This window comes from Dendronalium sp. ChiSLP03b, assembly GCF_034531165.2.
GTDB classification, from domain to species: Bacteria; Cyanobacteriota; Cyanobacteriia; order Cyanobacteriales; family Nostocaceae; genus Dendronalium; species Dendronalium minutum.
Map to the genome: position 1 here is coordinate 85648 of NZ_JAVRBR020000083.1, position 20625 is coordinate 106272.

Below are 20625 nucleotides of genomic sequence, written 5' to 3' on the forward strand. Positions count from 1 at the left end.
CAGTAGTTCCGGGCAATTACGAGGTGTAACTGCCCACGATATCTACACTATGTACTTATATATATTTATTGTACGCCCCTGCTTGAGCAATACCATCAGGTAAAAATAGACTTTATATATAGACTTTATATATTTTTAAAAGTCTACTTGAGTGGTCAGTGGTGAGCCAGCGCGGTCTTGGGGGTTTCCACGCCACTTGCTTTAACGGGGGGAACCCCCCTTCGGGTTCGCAGTTCCTTCAAGTCGGCGAAGCCGCCCAACGGACTGCTCACCGCAACGCACTGGCTCCCCATGAGCGACTGGCGTTAGCGAAGCACTAGCTTCGCAGGAGCATCACCCGAAGGGGTCAGTAGTTCTTCCTTGTCCCCCATTTCCCCAGTCATCGGTCATCAGGAGCCAGTGCGTTATGGAGTCAGCGCTGTGCGGAGGTTCCCTCTGTTGAGGCAAATGGCGTTCATTAGTCATCAATGCCCAATAGCAGCATCTTGACTAATAAAGCATTAAAATACATTAAGTAAATTGCTCTTTAAACCTTTGGTTGCTGCTTCAGCAAAGATAGTATATGACTGACGTTCCCGCAGTTCGCATTCGCAATTTTTGTATTATTGCTCACATCGATCATGGGAAATCAACCCTGGCCGATCGCTTACTGCAAGCCACTGGCACTGTTGACGAGCGGCAGATGAAGGAACAGTTTCTCGACAACATGGATCTAGAACGGGAGCGCGGCATTACAATTAAGCTGCAAGCTGCCCGGATGAACTATACAGCAAAAGATGGTCAGCAGTATGTGCTGAACTTAATCGATACGCCTGGCCATGTGGACTTTTCTTACGAAGTGTCGCGCAGTCTTGTCGCTTGTGAAGGGGCGCTGTTGGTAGTGGATGCGTCTCAAGGTGTCGAGGCGCAAACTTTGGCGAATGTATATTTAGCTCTCGAACATAACCTGGAAATTATCCCGGTTTTAAATAAAATCGATTTGCCTGGGGCGGAACCAGACCGGGTAATCAGCGAAATTGAAGAAATTATCGGTTTAGATTGCAGCGGTGCTATTCTGGCCTCTGCTAAAGAGGGAATTGGCATTGATGAGATTTTAGAAGCAGTTGTGGAGCGCGTACCTCCACCACAAAACACAATAGATGAACGCTTACGCGCATTAATTTTTGATAGCTACTACGATAGTTACCGAGGTGTGATTGTCTATTTTCGGGTGATGGATGGCACTTTGAAAAAAGGCGATCGCGTCTATCTGATGGTATCTGGTAAAGAATACGAAATTGACGAGTTGGGCATTCTCTCTCCTACTCAAAAGCAAGTAGACGAACTACATGCCGGGGAAGTAGGCTATTTGGCAGCGGCGATTAAAGCTGTAGCTGATGCTAGGGTGGGAGACACAATTACCCTAAGTAAAGCCAAAGCAGCAGAACCCTTACCTGGTTATACAGAAGCGAACCCGATGGTTTTTTGTGGGATGTTTCCTATCGATGCCGACCAATTTGAAGATTTGCGGGAAGCCCTAGAAAAGCTCAGTCTTAACGATGCAGCGCTACACTACGAACCAGAAACTTCTAGCGCCATGGGGTTTGGCTTCCGCTGTGGATTCTTGGGCTTACTGCACATGGAAATTGTGCAAGAACGTCTAGAGCGAGAGTATGACCTTGATTTAATTATTACAGCCCCTTCAGTAGTTTATAAAGTCATAACTAATAAGGGTGAGGAACTGTACATTGATAATCCTAGCCACTTACCTGCACCCAACGATCGCGAGAAAATTGAAGAACCCTACGTCCAGGTAGAGATGATTACGCCGGAAACATACGTCGGCACATTGATGGAGTTGTCGCAGAATCGGCGTGGCATCTTCAAAGATATGAAATATCTCACCCAAGGACGAACTACACTCACTTATGAGCTACCCTTGGCGGAAGTCGTCACCGACTTTTTCGACCAAATGAAGTCGCGATCGCGCGGTTATGCCAGCATGGAATATCATCTCATCGGCTACCGCGAAAATCCTCTGGTGAAGCTGGATATTATGATTAACGGCGATCCCGTTGATTCTTTGGCGATGATTGTCCACCGGGATAAAGCTTACAATGTGGGGCGGTCAATGGCAGAAAAACTCAAAGAACTAATTCCCCGGCATCAATTCAAAGTGCCAATTCAGGCATCCATTGGCAGTAAAGTGATTGCCAGCGAACACATCCCCGCCTTACGGAAAGACGTGCTTGCCAAGTGCTACGGGGGCGACATCAGCCGCAAAAAGAAACTCTTACAGAAGCAGGCAAAAGGTAAAAAACGCATGAAATCTGTGGGCACGGTGGATGTACCGCAGGAAGCTTTTATGGCAGTACTGCGTTTGGATCAAACTTAATTTGACAGCGGGTATTGTCTACAGCTAACTCATAGGGAGTAGGGAATAGGAATTTTTCTTCCCCACTCCCTATTCATTTAATTGCTGTGAGTTATTAAAAGGTAGGAGGCAGGAGGCAGAAGGCAGGAGTTATTATTCTTTCCCTTGTCTCCCTTGTCCTCCTTGTCCCCTCATCTCCCTCTGCCTCCCCTGCTCTTCATCAAGGGGTATGATACTTCCTTGAAATTTGGCATTTTTAGGTTAATCTTCTGAGATGTTTCATATGGTCTTTGCTGATTTCCTCAGCCTTGATAACCTTTTAATCAGCTTTATCAAAAAAACTGTTAAAAAATCTAAAAGTTTTCGTAAATTTACTCACTGCAATTGCCACCCTTGTATTTTTAGATAAATGTAGTTTTTTAGATATTTATAAAAGTAGCGGAGAGTTTTAGTATATGAAGGTACTGGTACTGAGTTGGGAGTTTCCACCAAGGATAGTTGGGGGAATTGCACGTCATGTCGCAGAGTTGTACCCGGAACTCGTGAAGCTAGGACATGAAATTCACCTGATTACCGCAGAGTTTGGTCAGGCATCAATGTACGAGGTAGTTGAGGGAATACATGTGCATCGGGTGCCAGTGGGATATAGCAACGATTTCTTTCACTGGGTTGTCAATCTGAACCAGAGTATGGGACATCACGGGGGCAAGTTAATCTTGGAGGAAGGCCCGTTTGATTTAATTCATGCTCATGATTGGTTAGTTGGAGATGCAGCGATCGCCCTTAAGCATAACTTCAAAATTCCTTTAATTGCCACCATCCACGCTACTGAATACGGACGTTATAACGGCATTCACACTGAGACTCAATATTATATTAGTAACAAAGAAAACTTACTTGCTTACAACGCTTGGCGGATTATCGTTTGTAGCGATTATATGCGGCAGGAAGTACAACGAGCGCTGCACAGTCCTGGGAACAAAATTGATGTTATTTATAACGGTATCCGCGCCGAAAAGAAAAAGCACCACGAAGATTTTCATGCTCAAGATTTTCGCTGCCAATTTGCCGAAGACAATGAAAAAATCGTTTACTACGTCGGTCGCATGACCTATGAAAAAGGTGTACCTTTATTACTCAATGCTGCTCCGAAAGTGCTTTGGGAAATGGGGGGTAACGTTAAATTTGTAATTGTTGGTGGTGGCAATACCGATCATCTCAAGCGTCAAGCTTGGGATTTAGGAATTTGGCATAAATGCTATTTTACCGGCTTTCTCTCCGATGAATATTTAGATAAATTCCAAACTGTTGCTGACTGTGCGGTGTTTCCCAGTTTTTACGAACCTTTTGGAATTGTGGCTTTAGAAAGCTTTGCTTCTCGCGTTCCTGTGGTAGTTTCCAATACAGGAGGTTTTCCAGAAGTAGTCCAACACACCAAAACAGGTATTGTTACTTGGGTAAATAATGCTGATTCCCTTGCTTGGGGAATTTTAGAAGTTTTGAAAAATCCCGATTATCGGCAATGGCTGATTGATAATGCCTATGAAGATTTGAAGCGACGCTTTAGCTGGCCGAAATTAGCCGAGCAAACAGAGAAAGTTTATCACCGAGTTGTGCAAGAGCGAGCGCAAATTGTGTGGCTTTAACACTTACAATAAAACCAAAAATTCTAACACAATAACGCAGATAATTAATGATTATTCTGCGTTATTTTGCGTTAATAAACAGTACAACCTCTGTACGCTGGAAATTTTACCTTATCTGGTGCGAAAGTTAGCAATAATTGCAGTTTGCACCAGAAGTTTAGTATGACAAACGCATTACCAAATATAGGAAAGCGCTTGAAGACTGTCGGAACCAAGTTGTTGAGGATGGTAGTTGTCTTCATCGGCGATTTTATAGCAGACTTGAAACGCTACTTCCTGGGGGGCGACACTGCCGATTTTCGTTATCCCTTGCCTGAGACTGTTCGTCCCGCCTTAGCTGGGCCTGCCATTAGCTTGGGTGGGGGTGGTCCTGATGTAGAGGAGGGTATCCAATGGATGATTAACCAAGTTAGGGGAGGTACTCACAGCGCTACCAAAGTTGATGTTGTAGTTATCCGCACTTATGGCAATCACGATTACAATCGGCTAATTTCTGACATGAAGGGTGTCAACTCTGTGAAGACGCTGATTATTAGCAATCGCAATGATGCAAACAAAGTGGAGATTGTTGAGAAAGTCGCAAATACTGATGTGGTTTTCTTTGCTGGTGGCGACCAATGTCAGTACATCCGCAGTTGGAAAGATACCAAACTAGAGGAAGCTGTCAAGTCAGTTTATGCCAGAGGGGGTGGTATTGGTGGCACTAGTGCAGGTGCAATGATCCAGAGTGAATACATCTACGATGCTTGTGCTTCTTCCGAAGAAGGCATTGAAACTAGGAATGCACTGGAAGATCCCTACCAAGACATTACTTTTACTTACAACTTTTTTAGATGGAGAAATCTCCACGGAACCATCGTAGATACCCACTTCGACAGGCGTAAAAGAATGGGTCGAATTATGGCTTTTATTGCCCGTCAGATTAAAGATGGTGTATCTAAAAGCGTTTTAGGTATAGCTATTAGCGAAGAAACATCGGTTGTTGTGGATAGAAACGGTCTAGCAAAAGTTACGGGCAGGGGTGCCGCATATTTTGTACTTGGCGATCATCCACCAGAAGTATGCGAACCTCGAACTCCTTTGACATATCATGACTACAAGATTTGGAGAGTTCCCCGTGGCGATACATTCGATCTAAAAAATAGACCGACGACAGGATACTATCGTCGCAGCGTTAAGAGGGGACGGTTTGATTCAGATCCATATTGAGTCAGTTGTCAGTGGTCAGTGGTCAGTGGTCAGGAGTTCTTCTCCTTGTCCCCTTGTCCCCGCGTCCCTATCTCTTCTACACCAGGGTTGTCTGCTTGCGTAAACTTTGAATAGTAGCGATCGCATGTTTAGCTACAATATCAATCTCCTCTGAGGTATTAAACCGTCCAATGCCAAACCGTACTGAGGCATAAGCTAGTTTTTCTGAATGTCCCAGTGCTGTGAGGACATGGGAAGGCGCTGTGGTAGCCGAGGAACAAGCAGAACCAGAAGATACTGCCATAACTGGCTGCAATCCTAACAACAATGCGGCCCCATCTACACCTTCAACGCTGATATTCAAATTTCCCGCCAGTCGTTGGGTAGGATGTCCGTTGAGGTGAATTCCTTCTAATTGGGAAAGCTGCGATCGCAATCTTTGCCTGAGTTCGGTGAGGCGTTGGTTTTCTATTGTCTGTTCTGCCAAAGCTATTTCTACAGCTTTGCCAAAGCCGACAATTTGCGGTGTATATAAAGTACCAGAACGCATCCCCCGTTCGTGTCCGCCACCATGTTGCTGGGGAGCAAGTTGCACTCTGGGATTGCGCCTGCGAACGTACAGCGCCCCGATGCCTTTGGGGCCGTATACTTTATGTGCAGTCAGCGACATCAAGTCAATTTTCATTGCCTGCACGTCGAGGGGAATTTTGCCAATAGCTTGAGCTGCATCTGTGTGAAAAATGATATTGCGATCGCGGCACATTTCTCCAATTTCTGCCAAAGCCTGCAAAACACCAATTTCATTATTTGCAGCCATCACTGACACCAAAATCGTTTCAGGACGGAAAGCTTTTTCTAATTTAGTTAAATCAATCAGTCCATCTTTTTGAACTGGAAGTATAGTGATTTCAAAACCGAGGGTTTTTAAATATTTGCAAGGGTCAAGAACTGCGCTATGTTCAGTAGCAACAGTAATAATATGTTGTCCTTTTTGAAAATAAGCCTCTGCAACACCTTTAATCGCTAAATTATTTGCTTCAGTTGCGCCACTAGTGAAAACAATTTCTTCTGGAGTAGCATTAATTGCTGTTGCTAATATTTCTCGTGTTTGTTTAACAGCAGCTTCTGCTTCCCAGCCGTAAACATGACTAATACTAGATGGATTGCCAAAACGTTCTGTGAAGTAGGGTAGCATTGCTGCTACTACCCGTTCATCTACAGGTGTAGTAGCATGACAATCGAGATATATAGGGCGAGTAGACATAAATTAACTCAAAACTTGACTTAATTTTTTTAAGATACTTAGAACCTGATGTAATTCATTTCCTCTTCTGGATAAAGTAAATTTATCAGACAAAGCATACTCAGGTTTATCTTGATTTATTAGCTTGATAAATTGAAAATCTTCTCCACTTGTCACACATCCAAATACGGGTTTTTCTGGATTGGGATTAGCCAGTATATAACCTAGTGCCTGGGGTATAGCTTCTAAAAGAGAAAAACTAGCCCTTTTAGATTCAATTACTAACAACCATAGTTGTTCTTAAATAATTAAAACGTCAATGCGCCCTCTAACAATTTCTTCTTCATCTTCCAAAGCAAGTTCTATAGACTCTTCAGTAGTGATAAAAAATGGCTCCCGATAAAATCCTGCTAAATCTAATAATGGAGACACAACTACCATTTTTACTGCATTCTCTAAGATTGGTGGGCGTTTTACCAATCTGAGAAAATTAGTTTTAACTCTATCTAAATATTGCTTTTCTAAATCTGTAATTTCTGGTAGGCTTTCAAGCCATTCTAGGAAAAATGTCTCATCTTCAGCAAGCTGTAGACCAAATCTTTCTTCCAGATAGGCAAGCCCGATATTTTGTGCTTGGATGAATTGAACCATGTTTATTTCAACTTGCGAAAAGTCTGATTCCTTACTTCGATGATAGCGCTGGCAGTTTCTAAATCTATATCCTAATCATTCGAGAATTATCAGTCCTTTCACTTGGGACTTGAGGTGTGTACTAATTCCCGTAATTTAGTTAAAACTGCTTGAGCATGACCTTTGACCTTCACGTTAGGCCAAGCATAAGCAATGATTCTATCAGGTGAAACCAAGAAGGTTGAGCGAACAACACCCATATATTCTTTACCCATAAACTTTTTTAGTCGCCAAGCACCATAACTTTCTGTTAGCAGATGTTCCGGGTCACTCAACAAGGTGATTGATAAGTTATGTTTGTCAATAAATTTACAATGGGATTTACCCGAATCTGGACTCACACCTAAAATTGTCGCTCCCAGAGCGCTGAATTCTTGATGTAACTCGGTAAAGTCTTGCGCTTCTGTGGTACAACCAGGGGTGTCATCTTTGGGGTAGAAATAGAGGATAACCCACTGTTCGCCAAAATCATCCAGACTGACTAGGTTGTCATTTTGGTTAGGAGTAGAGAAATCAGGCGCTTTTTGTCCAGCCTCGGGAATGTTACTCATGATGGGGTATGTAAAGATTGCGTAGATGCAAAGCAGCTTGTCGCTAGACATCGCCTTCAAATTTTATCCAGATTGGGCGATCGCATGTAATTACCAGTGAAGAATCAGGCGTTTAGACTGATAGCTCTGGTGAATGGCACAAATTCTGTGACAATGAGTAACAGCAAACCGGAATACCGATTTAAGCTACTCATGAGCCATTCTCATAAAAGTCCTTTACGACGTAAACCCTTTCAATCATACCTTTATGCTTTTTGGAAGTTTTCCCGCCCTCACACAATTATTGGCACGAGTCTGAGTGTATTGGGTTTATATTTAGTTGCTATTGCCCTTTCTAAGACAGAGTTTTCTAATATTCAATTAGTTTCACTTTTGGGTGCATGGATTGCCTGTTTGTGTGGCAATGTTTACATTGTGGGGTTAAATCAACTGGAAGATGTTGATATTGACAAGATTAATAAACCTCATTTACCGCTAGCATCAGGAGAATTTTCTAAAGCGCAAGGGCGATTAATTGTCATTATTACTGGAATTTTGGCGCTAGTTGTAGCATGGCTAACTGGGCCTTTTTTATTTGGTATGGTGGCTTTGAGCCTAGCAATTGGTACAGCTTATTCATTACCACCAATTCGCTTGAAGCAGTTCCCATTTTGGGCAGCACTATGTATTTTTTCAGTGCGCGGCACAATTGTGAATTTAGGACTATTTCTGCACTTTAATTGGGTACTGCAAAAAAGCCAACTAATTCCTTTGACAGTTTGGGTGCTAACAATATTTATTTTGGTATTTACGTTTGCGATCGCTATCTTTAAAGATATCCCCGATCTGGAAGGCGATCGCCTGTACAATATCACTACTTTCACTATTCAACTCGGACCGCAAGCCGTGTTTAATTTGGCTCTTTGGGTACTAACTGTCTGCTACTTGGCAATGATTTTAGTTGGTGCTATACGGCTAGCTTCAGTTAATTCAGCATTTCTCGTGATTACTCACTTGGTAGTGCTGTGTTGGATGTGGACGCGGAGTTTAGTTGTAGACTTGCAAGATAAAACTGCGATCGCTCAGTTCTACCAATTCATCTGGAAACTATTTTTTCTAGAATATCTGATGTTCCCTGCTGCCTGTCTTTTGGCTTAACACAATGATAGACACTTTTCAAGTAACTGATATTCTGGCGATCGCCGTAGTAAGTACCAGTATTGCTATTCTCGGTTATTTTGCTTGGAAAACCTTGATTACTTCAGACTTTTATCAAAAAGGAATCAATCTTTATCAGCAACAAGACTATGAAGGTGCAGAAGCAGCTTTTCGCAAAGTGATTTCTATCAACTCTACAAATGATGTTGTTCGCTTGTTGTTAGGAGATGTTTTAAATCAGCAAGGCAAAGTTCAGCAAGCAAAGGAATTATTTAGTGAAGTAATTCGACGCAGTCCTAAAAATCCTGATGCCTACTTGCGTATGGCAAACATTTTAATGCAGGAAAACCAAAAAGAAGAAGCTAAAACTAATCTTCAAAAAGCTCAAGAGTTATTGCAAAAACAACGCCAACCAAATAAAGCTCAAAAGATTGCTCAACTATTAGAACAAATAAACGGGAGGTCAAGTTGATTTGAAAAGCTTCAGGAATAGCGTAGAGAATGTTCTAATCATTATTGAATACTTCAATCCTCGCTTTTGGGGAGTAGTATAAAACAAAAAATATACTCTTTTAAGCTAGTTAATCTCAAATCATGACTGAACAAAGGGGCAAAGTTTACCTCGTAGGTGCTGGGCCTGGAGACGTGGTACACCTGACAGTAAAAGCTTACAATCTTTTGGGTCAAGCTCAGGTTTTAGTTTACGATGCTTTAGTAGATGACCAATTGTTGCAATGCGTACCGTCTGATTGCTTAAAGCTGGATGTGGGCAAACGCGGTGGTAAACCCAGCACACCACAAACTGAGATTAATAAGTTACTTGTGAAGCACTGCCAGCAGGGTAAACAAGTTGTCAGACTCAAATCAGGCGATCCGTTTATTTTTGGGCGCTGTACTTCTGAAATTGAAGCTTTGAAAGCATCGAGTTGCGAATTTGAAGTAATACCAGGAATTTCTTCAGCCCTTGCAGCACCCTTGCTGGCGGGAATTCCGCTAACAGATCCCGTTCTGAGTCGTTGTTTTGCAGTGTTTACGGCCCACGAACCAGAAGCTTTAGACTGGGAGGCATTGTCACGGTTAGAGACACTGGTAATATTGATGGGTGGACAACATCTACCGGAAATTGTACATCAGCTATTACGGTATGGGCGATCGCGCTTAACACCCATTGCCATCATCCGCTGGGCAGGCACTCCAAATCAAGAAATTTGGGTAGCCCAACTAAGTAATATTTTGGAACAAACTACTGGTTTATCTCTTTCCCCAGTGGTAATTGTGATTGGCGAAGTTGTCGGGCTACGCAATTTCTTACAACCTGAGAAAATATACTTTGAAGATTCGACTACAGCCAAAACTTCCAGCCTGCCAAATATGTCAAGCAACTTCCCCCCATCCCCCCACCTCCCCCTCGCTGGCAAAACAATCTTAGTGACACGTTCATCTGGACAATCGAGTCAATTTAGCGATCGCCTCACCGCATCAGGTGCTAAAGTCATTGAAATGCCTGCCTTAGAAATTGTCCCGCCTACTAGTTGGGAAGCTTTGGATAATGCGATCGCTAATTTATCTGACTTTCACTGGTTAATTCTTACCTCCACTAATGGTGTAGACTACTTTTTTGCAAGATTAAACGCCCAAGGTAAAGATACCCGTGCTTTAGCTAGTGTCAAAATTGCCGTTGTTGGCGAGAAAACAGCCAAAAGTCTCAAACAACAGGGAATCCAACCAGATTTTATTCCCCCTGACTTTGTTGCCGATTCTTTAGTCGAAAACTTTCCTGAAGAACTGCTTGGGAAAAAGATTTTATTTCCCAGAGTCGAAAGTGGCGGACGAGAAATTTTAGTCAAAGAATTAACCGTCAAAGGCGCAGAGGTAATCGAAGTTGCCGCATATCAATCTTCCTGTCCTAGTAGTGTCTCGTCACCGACAAAATTAGCTTTGCAAAATCGCACGATAGATGTAATTACCTTTGCTAGTTCTAAAACTGTGCAATTTTTCTATCAACTCACAAGCACTATATTTGCTAATAACGGCGATGGAAATCAATCTTCTGTAGTAGCAAATCAGTTAGAGGGAATTTGTATTGCCTCTATCGGTCCCCAAACCTCGAAAACTTGTCAGTCTTTATTTGGGCGCGTAGATGTGGAAGCTGAAGAATATACTTTAGATGGGTTAACTCAAGCACTTATCCAATGGGCAACCAAATGATTGACAACTGTACAGACAGCGATTAATCGCGTCTCTACTAATGACTAAACGCATTATCGGCTTAACTGGAGGCATCGCCACAGGCAAAACTACCGTTACCAATTATTTGGCTAGCACTTACGGTCTGCCGATTTTGGACGCAGATATTTATGCTAGAGATGCAGTAACTCTAGGTTCGCCCATTCTCGAAGCGATCGCTCAACGTTATGGCAAACAAATTTTACTAGCAGATGGCAGCCTCAACCGCCAAAAATTAGGCGAAATTATCTTTCAGCATCCAGATGAACGCAACTGGATAGAGGGTTTGATTCATCCTTATGTAGGCGATCGCTTCCTTAAAGAAATCGCCCAATCGTCTTCGCAAACACTGGTGTTAGTTATCCCTCTGCTATTTGAAGCTCAGATGACTAATTTAGTTACAGAAATCTGGGTTGTGTCTTGTTCTGAATCACAACAACTACAAAGATTAATACAGCGAAATCATTTAAGTAGAGAACAAGCACAAGCCCGCATCAATAGCCAATTATCTCTTGAACAAAAGGCATCTCTCGCAGATATTGTGTTAGACAACTCCTCTACCCTAGAAGCACTGCTGAAACAGATCGATGCTGCCCTAGCAATAAGAAGTATAAATTAAAACTAAATTCTCTTTTTAAATTTAGATTAATGATACTCTAAATACATACAGCATTTATAAGCTTAATTAATTAACATATCTTAAAGATTGAGCATTGCAAACCCAGTGCTTTAGTCGGTTTTGCCGATTTAAAACAAGTGGCACGATTGGGTATTAAAAGTAAGATTTTCATGCTTTGTTGTAAACAAAGTTCATGGTTATATTTTACAAATCTTGTCCAATATGTTCGTAATTTTACTGTAGCTGGTATAGTTAAAACCGATGTATAATATTTAATAAATTTCCATTACTAGAGTCATACAAAATATTTAACTAGATGTTCAATATTGCAGGCATTGGATAGGCGTAACCAATCATCTCGATACTTAATTAGTACAGACTCGCTCAGCATTATTAATGATGCTGATTCCAGCCTGGTAAAAATTAAAAATTAAGAGTTACGAATTAAGTCTTAAGAAAAATTAATTTGAATGCTGGGTATTGCTTTTAAAATTGTTTTTGTATTTCAAAAGAACTACCGACAAGTTTTTAATTTTTGATTTGCGATCTACAGGTGAGGCTAAAGACATTTGTGTAATCAGTTGGATAAGAGGTAAAGGTTAAGGAAAAAAGGAAAATCCAATCTCTTTGACTCTTTCCTCAGCTGCCTATCTTCAAAGGTAACGCCACTTTTTCCTTCTTCTGCAAGCAGTCTATTGTTTTTATTAGAAAAAGGTAAGGTTAATTACTGTCTGGATTTTATACCAATCTTTTCTAGATTGGTTATTGTCCAAAATTGATATCCGTTTATACAGAGCTTTTTTTGTAAACATGATATTGGAAAAAACACTTATGTCTTTTATTAAAACAAGTATTAACTTAAGTTCCGGTGTTTTAAGTTTGTTCCCACTGGTAATGCTCTCAGCAAAATCAAAAAAGAATTATAAAACACACGATTACAGCCAACTGATTAAGGGAAGAGACTACGTATTTGAGTCCCTTCATGGAGGAATAGAAGGACACATGACCGGGATAGGAAAAGGTCTAAAACCTCATGATTACATTGTTTTAAAGCATGGTTCCTCAACTTTTAGATATCAAATTGCGGAAATTGATTATTACTCTGAGCCGCCAGATATGTGGATAGCTTTACTAAAACGAGTACTAGTTGAGTGACAGGGGGAAAGGAAGAGATGAGGGAGACGCGGGGACACAGAGAATTATTTAAGAATTCTCTCCTCTGCCCATCCTCCGCCCCCTACCTTTTAAGTCATACTTCTCCACCAACCACTACATCGCGAATTCGCAGACTTGGGCCACCGCAACCCACAGGCAAGCCATTTTGTCCACCCTTACCGCAACCACCAGATTCATCCCAGTAAAAGTCATCACCAATTGCTTCAATATCGGCCAGCGTTTGGAAAACATTTCCTGAGAGTGTCACATCTCTCACGGGTTCAGCTATTTTGCCGTTTCTAATCATCCATGCTTCCCCAGCGCTAAAAGTAAACATTTCGCCATTCGTCATGCCACCAAGCCAATTACGGGCATATACTCCTTCTTTAATACCAATGAATAAATCTTCAACTGGTGTTTTACCCCGTTCAATCCAAGTATTTGTCATCCGCACAATTGGGGTAAAGTGATAATTGAGACAGCGGGCGTTGCCTGTAGGCGCTTCTTCTAATTTGCCAGCGGTTTCACGGGAATGTAAACGTCCTACTAGAACCCCATCTTTAATTAATTGGGTAGTAGTGGCGGGTGTACCTTCATCGTCATAAAAATAACTACCTCGATGCCCTTCTGGAGCAGCACCATCAAAAATTTGCAGTTCTTCTGGCCCAAATCGCCGTCCAATGGTCATGACTTCTAGTAGATCCGGATTTTCGTATGCCATATCAGCTTCGGAAAGATGACCAAAAGCTTCATGTACAAACAAACCAGTGAGAATTGGGTCAATGACAACGGTGTAAGTATTGCCTTTCACCGATGGCAGTGATAAGGCAGCAACAGCCCTTTGGGCAGAACTCTTGACTTGTTCATCCAAGTTAGTTAGGTCTTCGTAGGATTTACGAGAGCCAGTAGTTTCTCGTCCGGTTTGGATGGTTTCGCCGTTTTTTGCTGTAGCAGCAAAGCGCATTTCCATATCTACCCAAGATTGCTCAATGAGAGTACCTTCTGAGGTAGCGAGGATGACTTTTTGAGTGCTGTCACCGTAGCGCACGGAAGTTGTGGTAATGCGACGGTCAACGCTTTTCAGCAGTTCGGTGTAGCGATCGCACAACTCTTTTTTGTTCTTGAGGGGAATTATGCGGGGATCTGTGCCTGTCAGAGGTAGGTGGCATACTGCTTGCACTGGATCGATGGGAGCGAGGATAGTTTCTTCGTCACCAACCATTCGTGCAGCGGCGATCGCTTCTTGAATGCGTTCTGTAATTGTCGCCAGTTCGTTAAAGCTGCTTAATCCCCAGCCACCTTTATAACAAGCACGAATATGTCCACCAATTGAAATACCTTCGCTGAGGGTTTCTACCTTGTCGCCACGCAACAAGATATCAGTCCCTTCTGCTTCTTCGAGGCGAATCATCAGATAATCCACGCGGGATGAGTAGCGGGCGATGAGGTCAGAAAGTAAATTTTGTGCGTCAGCAATTTTATTCGACATTTTTAGGTAGTAACCATGACGAACTGACTTTATTTTGCAATTATTTTGTCAATGTCGGCTACTCTTTTGAGTGAGGACACGGGGACAAGGAGAATTTAGACCAGATGCAATCTGGTAATTCCTCGACAACGACAGGCGATCGCTCGATCGGCGGACTTTACGCTAACCTCAACCCCGCAAAGAAATTGAAATAGGCTAATTTCACAACCGGATTTTTCCCCTCGAAGTAGAAGGTTTTGGCAAAATTCAAATTAGACATCACTGACAAAGCTAAAATTACTAGTAGGGTTTTCTGCGTCTAAAAATCCCGCATGGTAAGCCCAGGTAAGCGTCTTAGAAGCTATCTACCATTGTGATGCCAATGACTGAACAACATGATGCTGACTTGCCATCAGCGGAATCTGAGCAGTCCAGTGAACCAACTGATAGTGTGACAACTAAGTTGGCTAATGTCTCCTGGACAAACCGCATTAGTGGTGTCTGGAACAAGGCAACAGCAAATTTAATACAACGCCTACCCGTAGAGCAAGTTGCACAGACGGTTATTCAGTGGTTTAGTGTCAGCGAAACTGAGGTTGCAGAGATTTTGGAGACGGTTCGAGCAGAACTGCCAACGACAGAAGCTTTGCTGATTGGTAAGCCTCAAGCCGGAAAAAGTTCGATTGTTCGAGGACTAACGGGAGTAACTGCCGAGATTGTTGGCCAGGGATTTCGTCCCCATACGCAACATACTCAGCGCTATGCCTATCCTTCCAATGAACTGCCGTTGCTGATTTTTACAGATACGGTAGGACTGGGAGATGTGAACCAGGACACCTCAGCAATTATTCAGGAGTTAGTTGGTGATTTACAAAAAGAAAGCGATCGCGCTAGAATCCTGATTCTGACCGTTAAAATCAATGATTTTGCCACTGATACTCTGCGACAAATTGCTCAGCAGTTGCGTCAGAAATATCCAGAAATTCCCTGTCTGCTAGCGATTACCTGCTTGCATGAAGTTTATCCTCCTGATATAGCCGATCATCCTGCATATCCACCAGACTATGAGGAGGTCAATCGAGCATCGGCTGCCATTGTAGAAGCCTTTGCACAACTGTGCGATCGCTCGGTTATCATCGACTTTGCTCTCGAAGAAGACGGCTACACTCCGGTGTTTTATGGCTTAGAAGCGCTCAGCGATAATCTCGCAGATTTACTTCCAGAAGCAGAAGCCCAAGCGATTTATCAGCTATTGGAACGGGAAGAAGTTGGTAAGCAAATTGGCAATCTCTACCGAGATGCTGGTCGGCGTTACATTTTGCCATTTGCGATTATGTCCGCTACCCTCGCAGCCGTGCCGCTGCCATTTGCCACAATGCCTGTACTGACTGCTTTACAAGTCTCGATGGTGGGTCTATTAGGTAAGTTATATGGGCAGACGTTGACCCCATCGCAAGCAGGGGGTGTTGTGAGTGCGATCGCAGGTGGTTTTTTGGCACAGGCGGTTGCAAGAGAGTTAATTAAGTTTCTCCCAGGTTTCGGCAGTGTAATAGCAGCTTCTTGGGCAGCTGCCTATACTTGGGCATTAGGTGAAGGAGCCTGTGTTTACTTTGGTGATTTAATGGGAGGGAAGAAACCAGATCCTCAAAAAATTCAGTCTGTAATGCAAGAGGCGTTTAAAACAGCAAAAGAACGGTTTAAGGGAATTAAGCGTTGATTTTTTTGGGCACAACCATGATTCGCTCGATCGCACTTTTTACCACTCGCCTTTCTTTCTACAATTTCTCCTTTGCTGGCGGGACAATACCAAACTTATTTAAACCTGCATCAATGTCTCTCAGTAGCTTAAAATCCTCCTCTGGCAAAGGAAAACTGTTACTGCTGAATAAACCCACATTCACCGCAGACTGATTTTCTAGAAAGGAGAATGCTTGGCGAAACTGTTGCGGCGCTGCTTTGATTGGTGAGTCAAAATGGCAGGGAATAATCCACTGGAAGTCCCAACTCGCTACTTTATTTGCCCAGTTGATAGTTTCCCTTGGTGCCCGATTGAGAATAAGTGTTTGTAAAATGGGTGCTACAAATAAACGTCCGTTACCACGTAGGGCATCAAACGATCGCTTCCAGTCTGGATACCATTTAAAGGGAAACAACCCAAAATAAGCTTTTTTCGAGCGTTCTGGTGCTTTCAGGGCATCACGAAATACCCGATCCCATGCAATTACTTCCAGTACGCTTGGTCGAAAGTACAAAGCAAACAATGAAACGCGCTGCCATCCTTTACGACGATTTGCTTGATTATCGGGGACGATATCAGAGGCTTTATCTTTGGCATGGAACAGCAAGGGGTATGGATCTAATTGAACGATCGCAGGCGGATCTTCTGGTATAGAAATAACGGAATCTGTGATTAAAAGAGTATGCGATCGCCTGTGGAAAAATGCAACTTCTGCAAACCGCCCAGGGCCGAGTTCTATGGGGCCGAGGATTGCGTAGTCAAACTCATCGGCAAAGGGGACTTTGCTACTGTCTTCTGGGAGTACCTGGGTACGTTTGGAGGGTAAGCCCAGCCAGCTAAGTGGCAGGTTCAGTGGAAAACTCCATTGTTTGGGAGCCACAAATACCCGTGCATTGGGAAAGAATCTAGCGAAGGGGCCAACAAAGACCTTGTGTTCTAGTCCGGAGATAGTTGGCAGGATAATGTACTTCACATCGCCGTGTTCTGCTACCAACTCATTCACTAGGCGGATACACTCTGGGGTTGGTGCTACGGGGGCATAAACAAGTAGTCCGCCGCCTTCTAGCTTAACCACAGTCATGCGGATGGGTACGACAACGTAAAAGATGCCTTGTAACTGGTCAAAAGTCCAGATGGTGTCCTTAACTACTTCTTGGCGAATTGTCCGCCGCTTGCCATATGGATAGAGTGGCACAACGGGCCACAACTTCCATGAAAAGTCACTTGGATGAATCTGTTCTGCGTTTTCCACACGTTCATCATCAGCCACTCTGCCACACCCTCCCAATTCCCGATGCTCAGACTATTTTTATTTGAACTCCAAAAGTCGGAGTTTAGCAAATTGTTGAGCCAATAAAATAACTCTTGTTAAAACTTTAGTTTTAAGGGTAAACGTCATACCATTGCTGGCAGGGGTGTCAATGCGATCGCCTAGGGTGTCTGAAGAACATTGACTCATCTTTCTCAAATAGATAAGGTAAATGTGATGAACTCGAAGTTTGCACCTCGGAACACGAATTGTCTAGTCAAAAGGGCGATTGCTTGACTTTTTATCCTCGAAATTGCACCTTTTATCCTCGAAGCTGCGCCTTTGCTCTTCATAATTGAGCTTCTGAACTCGAAACTTGCACCTTGAAACACGAATTGTTGAGTCAAAAGGGCGATTGCTCGACTTCAAAGCTTCATGATTTGACTTCTGAACTCGAAGCTTGCACCTTGAAACACAAATTGTCGAGCAAAAAAGGCGAACGTTCCACCTCTAAACCTCAGCAATAGCTTATTCTTACTCATTTAAACGGTCTGCGATCGCATTCACCAATCTCTCAAATTCTGATTCGCTGTGAATATCTTCAGTCTGAGTATTCATGTCTCTCAGCAGGTCGATAAGTTTGGCGATCGTGTTGCGTATCTCTCTGTATTGGTCAATATCTTCTCGAATTCCCTGCAAATTATCTGCGGAAACCTCTTTTATCGCTTTATCCAATTCTTTAATTTGCTCTTCCCAATACTTAACATATTTAATTCTTTCAATTGCTTTAAAAATATTGGCATCTGCTAAAATAATCGGAAATATTCGTTTATAAAACTCTTTATCTTTAGCAATTTCAACCAGTTCATACATACAATTTTCGGACTTCAAATACTGGTCGCTAATTACTAAAATTACGCATGTACCACGGCTCAAACGCTGCATAAATTCTTTAAATCTTTCTTTATAGCCAATTGCATTAATATCACGAATAATTTTGATGTCCTTGGCTTGAAATGCCTGCTCTATCTTCGCTACAAGTGGTTTACTTTGTTCATCCCGCCAAGTGTAAGAGATAAACACTTCCTTTTGATTGCTATATTTTAGCCCATGTGTCAATGATTCCTCTCTTTCTTGCTCCAGTTCGCTTTGCAACTGTGCAACTTGAGGGTTGAGTTGCCCATCTGTGCCGACGGATAGGGATTTGACATCATCAATTAACCTGAGGACATTTACCATTTGATAGCTATTTTCGCACTCAATTTGGTAACGACCAGCATTTAGGCGTTTGTAGAGTGCATCCAGAGAATAAACATGAGGTGTCTGAGTGTTTTTGCAAGTATCACAGTTACAAGGAACTAAAGTTTGATATTGCAAACGTTTGTCGTAAGAATTGTGGATTTTGTCGAGTTCATGGGTAACGACCGCCATCAGTTCTTTTTTGCGGTTTCCTGTTACACGAACTTTAATTTCCCGTTGATTGTAGTGTTCAATGACTTCGGCACGAGTTTTGTCTTTATTGAGAACAACACCACTTTTCCAAACGAGTTTTTGCTGTTCAATCCAAGGGTGTGTCTCAACAATAAAGCGGGTGACGATGCCTTTGGGCATAAATGTATAGGTGTAGCGCAGGGTGAGGTTGTTGGTATCATCCCAGGTATAATCAGCTTTTTCAATAGAAAGCAATTGCGGCGCAATATAAGTGCCTGGAAGACCGGGAATTTCGTAGCATAGCTTGAACCGCATCATTAGTTGCAGTAGTTCATCTCGCATATCAGCATATTCGCCGTTTTTCCAAATATCTTTGAGGTCGTCTTTGGTAAAACAACCCAACTTTTTCTTAACATTGTCATTGTCCAAAACTTTGTAGACGGCAGTAGTTCCCCATTCCGGTTTGAGGATAACGTAGTGTTTCAGTGTGGAATCGTCCTGGTTGCCCAAATTCTGGTGGCAGACTGCTTAGTTGATTGTTGTAGAGGAAGAGTGTTCGTAGGTTAGTGAGTTGTCCTATTTGTAGCGGCAGAATACTCAGTTGATTACTGTTGAGGAACAGTGATCGCAATTTGATGAGTTGTCCTATTTGTGGCGGCAAACTGCTTAGTTGATTGCTGCTGAGGTAGAGCGAGCATAAGTTAGTGAGTTGGACTATTTCCTTTGGCAGAATGCTCAGTTCATTACTACGGAGGTCGAGCGATTGCAAGTTAGTGAGTTGGACTATTTCCTTTGGCAGAATGCTCAGTTTATTAATACCGAGGTTGAGCGATCGCAGGTTAATGAGTTGTCCTATTTCCGGTGGTAGCGTTATTATGCTGTTGTCAGAAAGGTCTAACTCTATCACCTTATCTGTGACAGCTTGTTCAATAATTTGCAGCAGTTCTTCGTTAGTCATTTCGGATTTTACAGAGGTGATGCCTGACGACGAGTTGCTGCTTGGACGCGCAGCAGAGAAATTCAGCTAATTAATAATGTAGCCTGTATCAAGCATTGCATTAAAGCGATCGCCCACTTCCGACATCGGGATATTGAGCGATCGCTATACCTGCGTTCAGTATATTGTCTTGTAGGTATTGTGTTTTTGCGGAATAATTCAGCAACGCCAAAAATCTTTCTTCCTGTTTTCCTACTTTTCCCAGCGTTGAGAGGTTGTTTGAAAAGTGGTTAGCTGTGATTTTAGGCACTTGTCGATCCCCCCTAACCCCCCTTGAAAAGGGGGGAAAATTCTTCAAGTCCCCCTTTTTAAGGGGGATTTAGGGGGATCTAAAACATTTTGCTACCAACAAAAGGACTTTTCAAACATCCTCTGAGACTCTCTATCATTGAAACTAAAGTCTTAGAGAATGCGATCGCCTGTAGTCATTCACAATGCGATGCCAAAAACTTTACGAACATACTATGGTAGTTGTGAAAATATAAAAAGTATCTAGTCGTTATCTTCAACTTGATATGAATGCAGCAGATTTATTCCCAACTTTGCAAAAGCTATCTCGTGCAGATAAACTCAAGGTCATGGAGTTTTTAGTTCAAGAACTAGCGACTGAGGAAGAAGCATTATCGCTAAAGCCAGAAGTCACTAATCATATCTGGTCTCACTATAATTCTTATGAAGCTGTTCATAAATTAGCTGCACTGTTAGAAGAAGACAGACAAGGAAACGATGCTTAATTCACAAAGATTCCCCTTCATTGAAAGTCGTGATGTGTTCGGGGATATCGATGCAGTACTAAGTAATCGGACAGAATTAATTACACAATGTCATTGCGAGTGCAACGAAGTGAAACGAAGCAATCGCAAGGGTTTGGGATTGCTTCACTTTGTTCGCAATGACAGTAAATATTTTTGTCCAGCTACTTACCTCTTAATTC

At 42.5% G+C, this 20625-nt stretch carries 19 protein-coding genes and 2 pseudogenes; 12 read left to right on the plus strand and 9 right to left on the minus strand.

The window, feature by feature from the left end; translation table 11 throughout:
* Positions 1–161: 161 nt before the first annotated feature.
* The 4 genes from RMY31_RS20225 to RMY31_RS20240 all read left to right on the plus strand — a co-directional run bounded on the left by RMY31_RS20225 (position 162) and on the right by RMY31_RS20240 (position 5208).
* A complete protein-coding gene (locus RMY31_RS20225) occupies positions 162–320 on the plus strand; it encodes a hypothetical protein (protein WP_322658556.1) in 159 nt (52 codons plus the stop codon).
* A gap of 242 nt (positions 321–562) precedes the next feature.
* Positions 563–2374 carry a translation elongation factor 4 gene (lepA, locus tag RMY31_RS20230; protein ID WP_322658555.1) on the plus strand — a complete coding sequence of 604 codons (1812 nt, stop codon included), beginning with the start codon at positions 563–565 and terminating at the stop codon, positions 2372–2374.
* Positions 2375–2808: 434 nt separating this feature from the next.
* Entirely contained in the window at positions 2809–3999 is a 1191-nt protein-coding gene (locus RMY31_RS20235; RefSeq protein WP_322658554.1) for a glycosyltransferase family 4 protein, read from the plus strand.
* A gap of 162 nt (positions 4000–4161) precedes the next feature.
* Positions 4162–5208 carry a cyanophycinase gene (locus RMY31_RS20240; RefSeq protein WP_322658553.1) on the plus strand — a complete coding sequence of 349 codons (1047 nt, stop codon included), beginning with the start codon at positions 4162–4164 and terminating at the stop codon, positions 5206–5208.
* Positions 5209–5284: 76 nt separating this feature from the next.
* Here the strand turns inward: RMY31_RS20240 and RMY31_RS20245 are convergent, their stop codons facing one another.
* The 3 genes and pseudogenes from RMY31_RS20245 to bcp all read right to left on the minus strand — a co-directional run bounded on the left by RMY31_RS20245 (position 5285) and on the right by bcp (position 7671).
* Positions 5285–6451 carry an IscS subfamily cysteine desulfurase gene (locus RMY31_RS20245; RefSeq protein ID WP_322658552.1) on the minus strand — a complete coding sequence of 389 codons (1167 nt, stop codon included), beginning with the start codon at positions 6449–6451 and terminating at the stop codon, positions 5285–5287.
* Between the two features lie 3 nt (positions 6452–6454).
* Positions 6455–7081 (minus strand): annotated as a pseudogene (locus RMY31_RS20250) (type I restriction endonuclease).
* 98 nt (positions 7082–7179) lie between these two features.
* Positions 7180–7671 carry a thioredoxin-dependent thiol peroxidase gene (gene bcp, locus RMY31_RS20255; protein WP_322658551.1) on the minus strand — a complete coding sequence of 164 codons (492 nt, stop codon included), beginning with the start codon at positions 7669–7671 and terminating at the stop codon, positions 7180–7182.
* A 192-nt stretch (positions 7672–7863) separates the two neighbouring features.
* Here bcp and RMY31_RS20260 point away from each other — a divergent pair, with 192 nt between their 5' ends.
* The 5 genes from RMY31_RS20260 to RMY31_RS20280 all read left to right on the plus strand — a co-directional run bounded on the left by RMY31_RS20260 (position 7864) and on the right by RMY31_RS20280 (position 12808).
* Complete coding sequence (locus RMY31_RS20260) at positions 7864–8808, plus strand: homogentisate phytyltransferase (protein ID WP_322658585.1); 945 nt, start codon at positions 7864–7866, stop codon at positions 8806–8808.
* 4 nt (positions 8809–8812) lie between these two features.
* Complete coding sequence (locus RMY31_RS20265; RefSeq protein ID WP_322658550.1) at positions 8813–9280, plus strand: tetratricopeptide repeat protein; 468 nt, start codon at positions 8813–8815, stop codon at positions 9278–9280.
* Between the two features lie 122 nt (positions 9281–9402).
* Positions 9403–11016 (plus strand): uroporphyrinogen-III C-methyltransferase, encoded by a 1614-nt coding sequence (cobA, locus tag RMY31_RS20270; protein WP_322658549.1) that lies wholly within the window; start codon positions 9403–9405, stop codon positions 11014–11016.
* A 40-nt stretch (positions 11017–11056) separates the two neighbouring features.
* Positions 11057–11653 carry a dephospho-CoA kinase gene (coaE, locus tag RMY31_RS20275; protein ID WP_322658548.1) on the plus strand — a complete coding sequence of 199 codons (597 nt, stop codon included), beginning with the start codon at positions 11057–11059 and terminating at the stop codon, positions 11651–11653.
* 831 nt (positions 11654–12484) lie between these two features.
* A complete protein-coding gene (locus tag RMY31_RS20280) occupies positions 12485–12808 on the plus strand; it encodes a hypothetical protein (RefSeq protein WP_322658547.1) in 324 nt (107 codons plus the stop codon).
* 94 nt (positions 12809–12902) lie between these two features.
* Here RMY31_RS20280 and RMY31_RS20285 read toward each other — a convergent pair whose 3' ends face one another.
* Positions 12903–14297: a TldD/PmbA family protein gene (locus tag RMY31_RS20285; protein ID WP_322658546.1), complete on the minus strand. Its 1395-nt coding sequence runs from the start codon at positions 14295–14297 to the stop codon at positions 12903–12905.
* Between the two features lie 361 nt (positions 14298–14658).
* Between RMY31_RS20285 and RMY31_RS20290 the strand changes: the two genes are divergently transcribed.
* Complete coding sequence (locus tag RMY31_RS20290) at positions 14659–15993, plus strand: 50S ribosome-binding GTPase (RefSeq protein ID WP_322658544.1); 1335 nt, start codon at positions 14659–14661, stop codon at positions 15991–15993.
* Positions 15994–16051: 58 nt separating this feature from the next.
* Here the strand turns inward: RMY31_RS20290 and RMY31_RS20295 are convergent, their stop codons facing one another.
* From RMY31_RS20295 to RMY31_RS20315, 5 genes are all read right to left on the minus strand, one after another.
* Positions 16052–17284: a DUF4336 domain-containing protein gene (locus tag RMY31_RS20295; RefSeq protein WP_322658543.1), complete on the minus strand. Its 1233-nt coding sequence runs from the start codon at positions 17282–17284 to the stop codon at positions 16052–16054.
* Positions 17285–17323: 39 nt separating this feature from the next.
* Positions 17324–17473 carry a hypothetical protein gene (locus RMY31_RS20300; protein WP_322658542.1) on the minus strand — a complete coding sequence of 50 codons (150 nt, stop codon included), beginning with the start codon at positions 17471–17473 and terminating at the stop codon, positions 17324–17326.
* 324 nt (positions 17474–17797) lie between these two features.
* The gene (locus RMY31_RS20305; protein ID WP_322658541.1) at positions 17798–19204 is read right to left on the minus strand and encodes a COR domain-containing protein; all 1407 of its coding nucleotides are present in this window, start codon (positions 19202–19204) and stop codon (positions 17798–17800) included.
* The gene (locus RMY31_RS20310) at positions 19113–19652 is read right to left on the minus strand and encodes a leucine-rich repeat domain-containing protein (RefSeq protein WP_322658540.1); all 540 of its coding nucleotides are present in this window, start codon (positions 19650–19652) and stop codon (positions 19113–19115) included. Before RMY31_RS20310 ends, RMY31_RS20305 begins: the two co-directional genes overlap by 92 nt.
* A gap of 100 nt (positions 19653–19752) precedes the next feature.
* On the minus strand, positions 19753–19941 hold the full coding sequence (locus RMY31_RS20315) for a hypothetical protein (protein ID WP_322658538.1): 189 nt from the start codon (positions 19939–19941) through the stop codon (positions 19753–19755).
* Between the two features lie 265 nt (positions 19942–20206).
* On the opposite strand from RMY31_RS20315, the gene RMY31_RS20320 reads away from it, so the two are divergent.
* The gene (locus tag RMY31_RS20320) at positions 20207–20425 is read left to right on the plus strand and encodes a hypothetical protein (RefSeq protein WP_322658537.1); all 219 of its coding nucleotides are present in this window, start codon (positions 20207–20209) and stop codon (positions 20423–20425) included.
* Positions 20418–20625: pseudogene (locus RMY31_RS20325) on the plus strand (hypothetical protein); the annotation flags it as partial. The gene RMY31_RS20320 and the pseudogene RMY31_RS20325, both read left to right, overlap by 8 nt.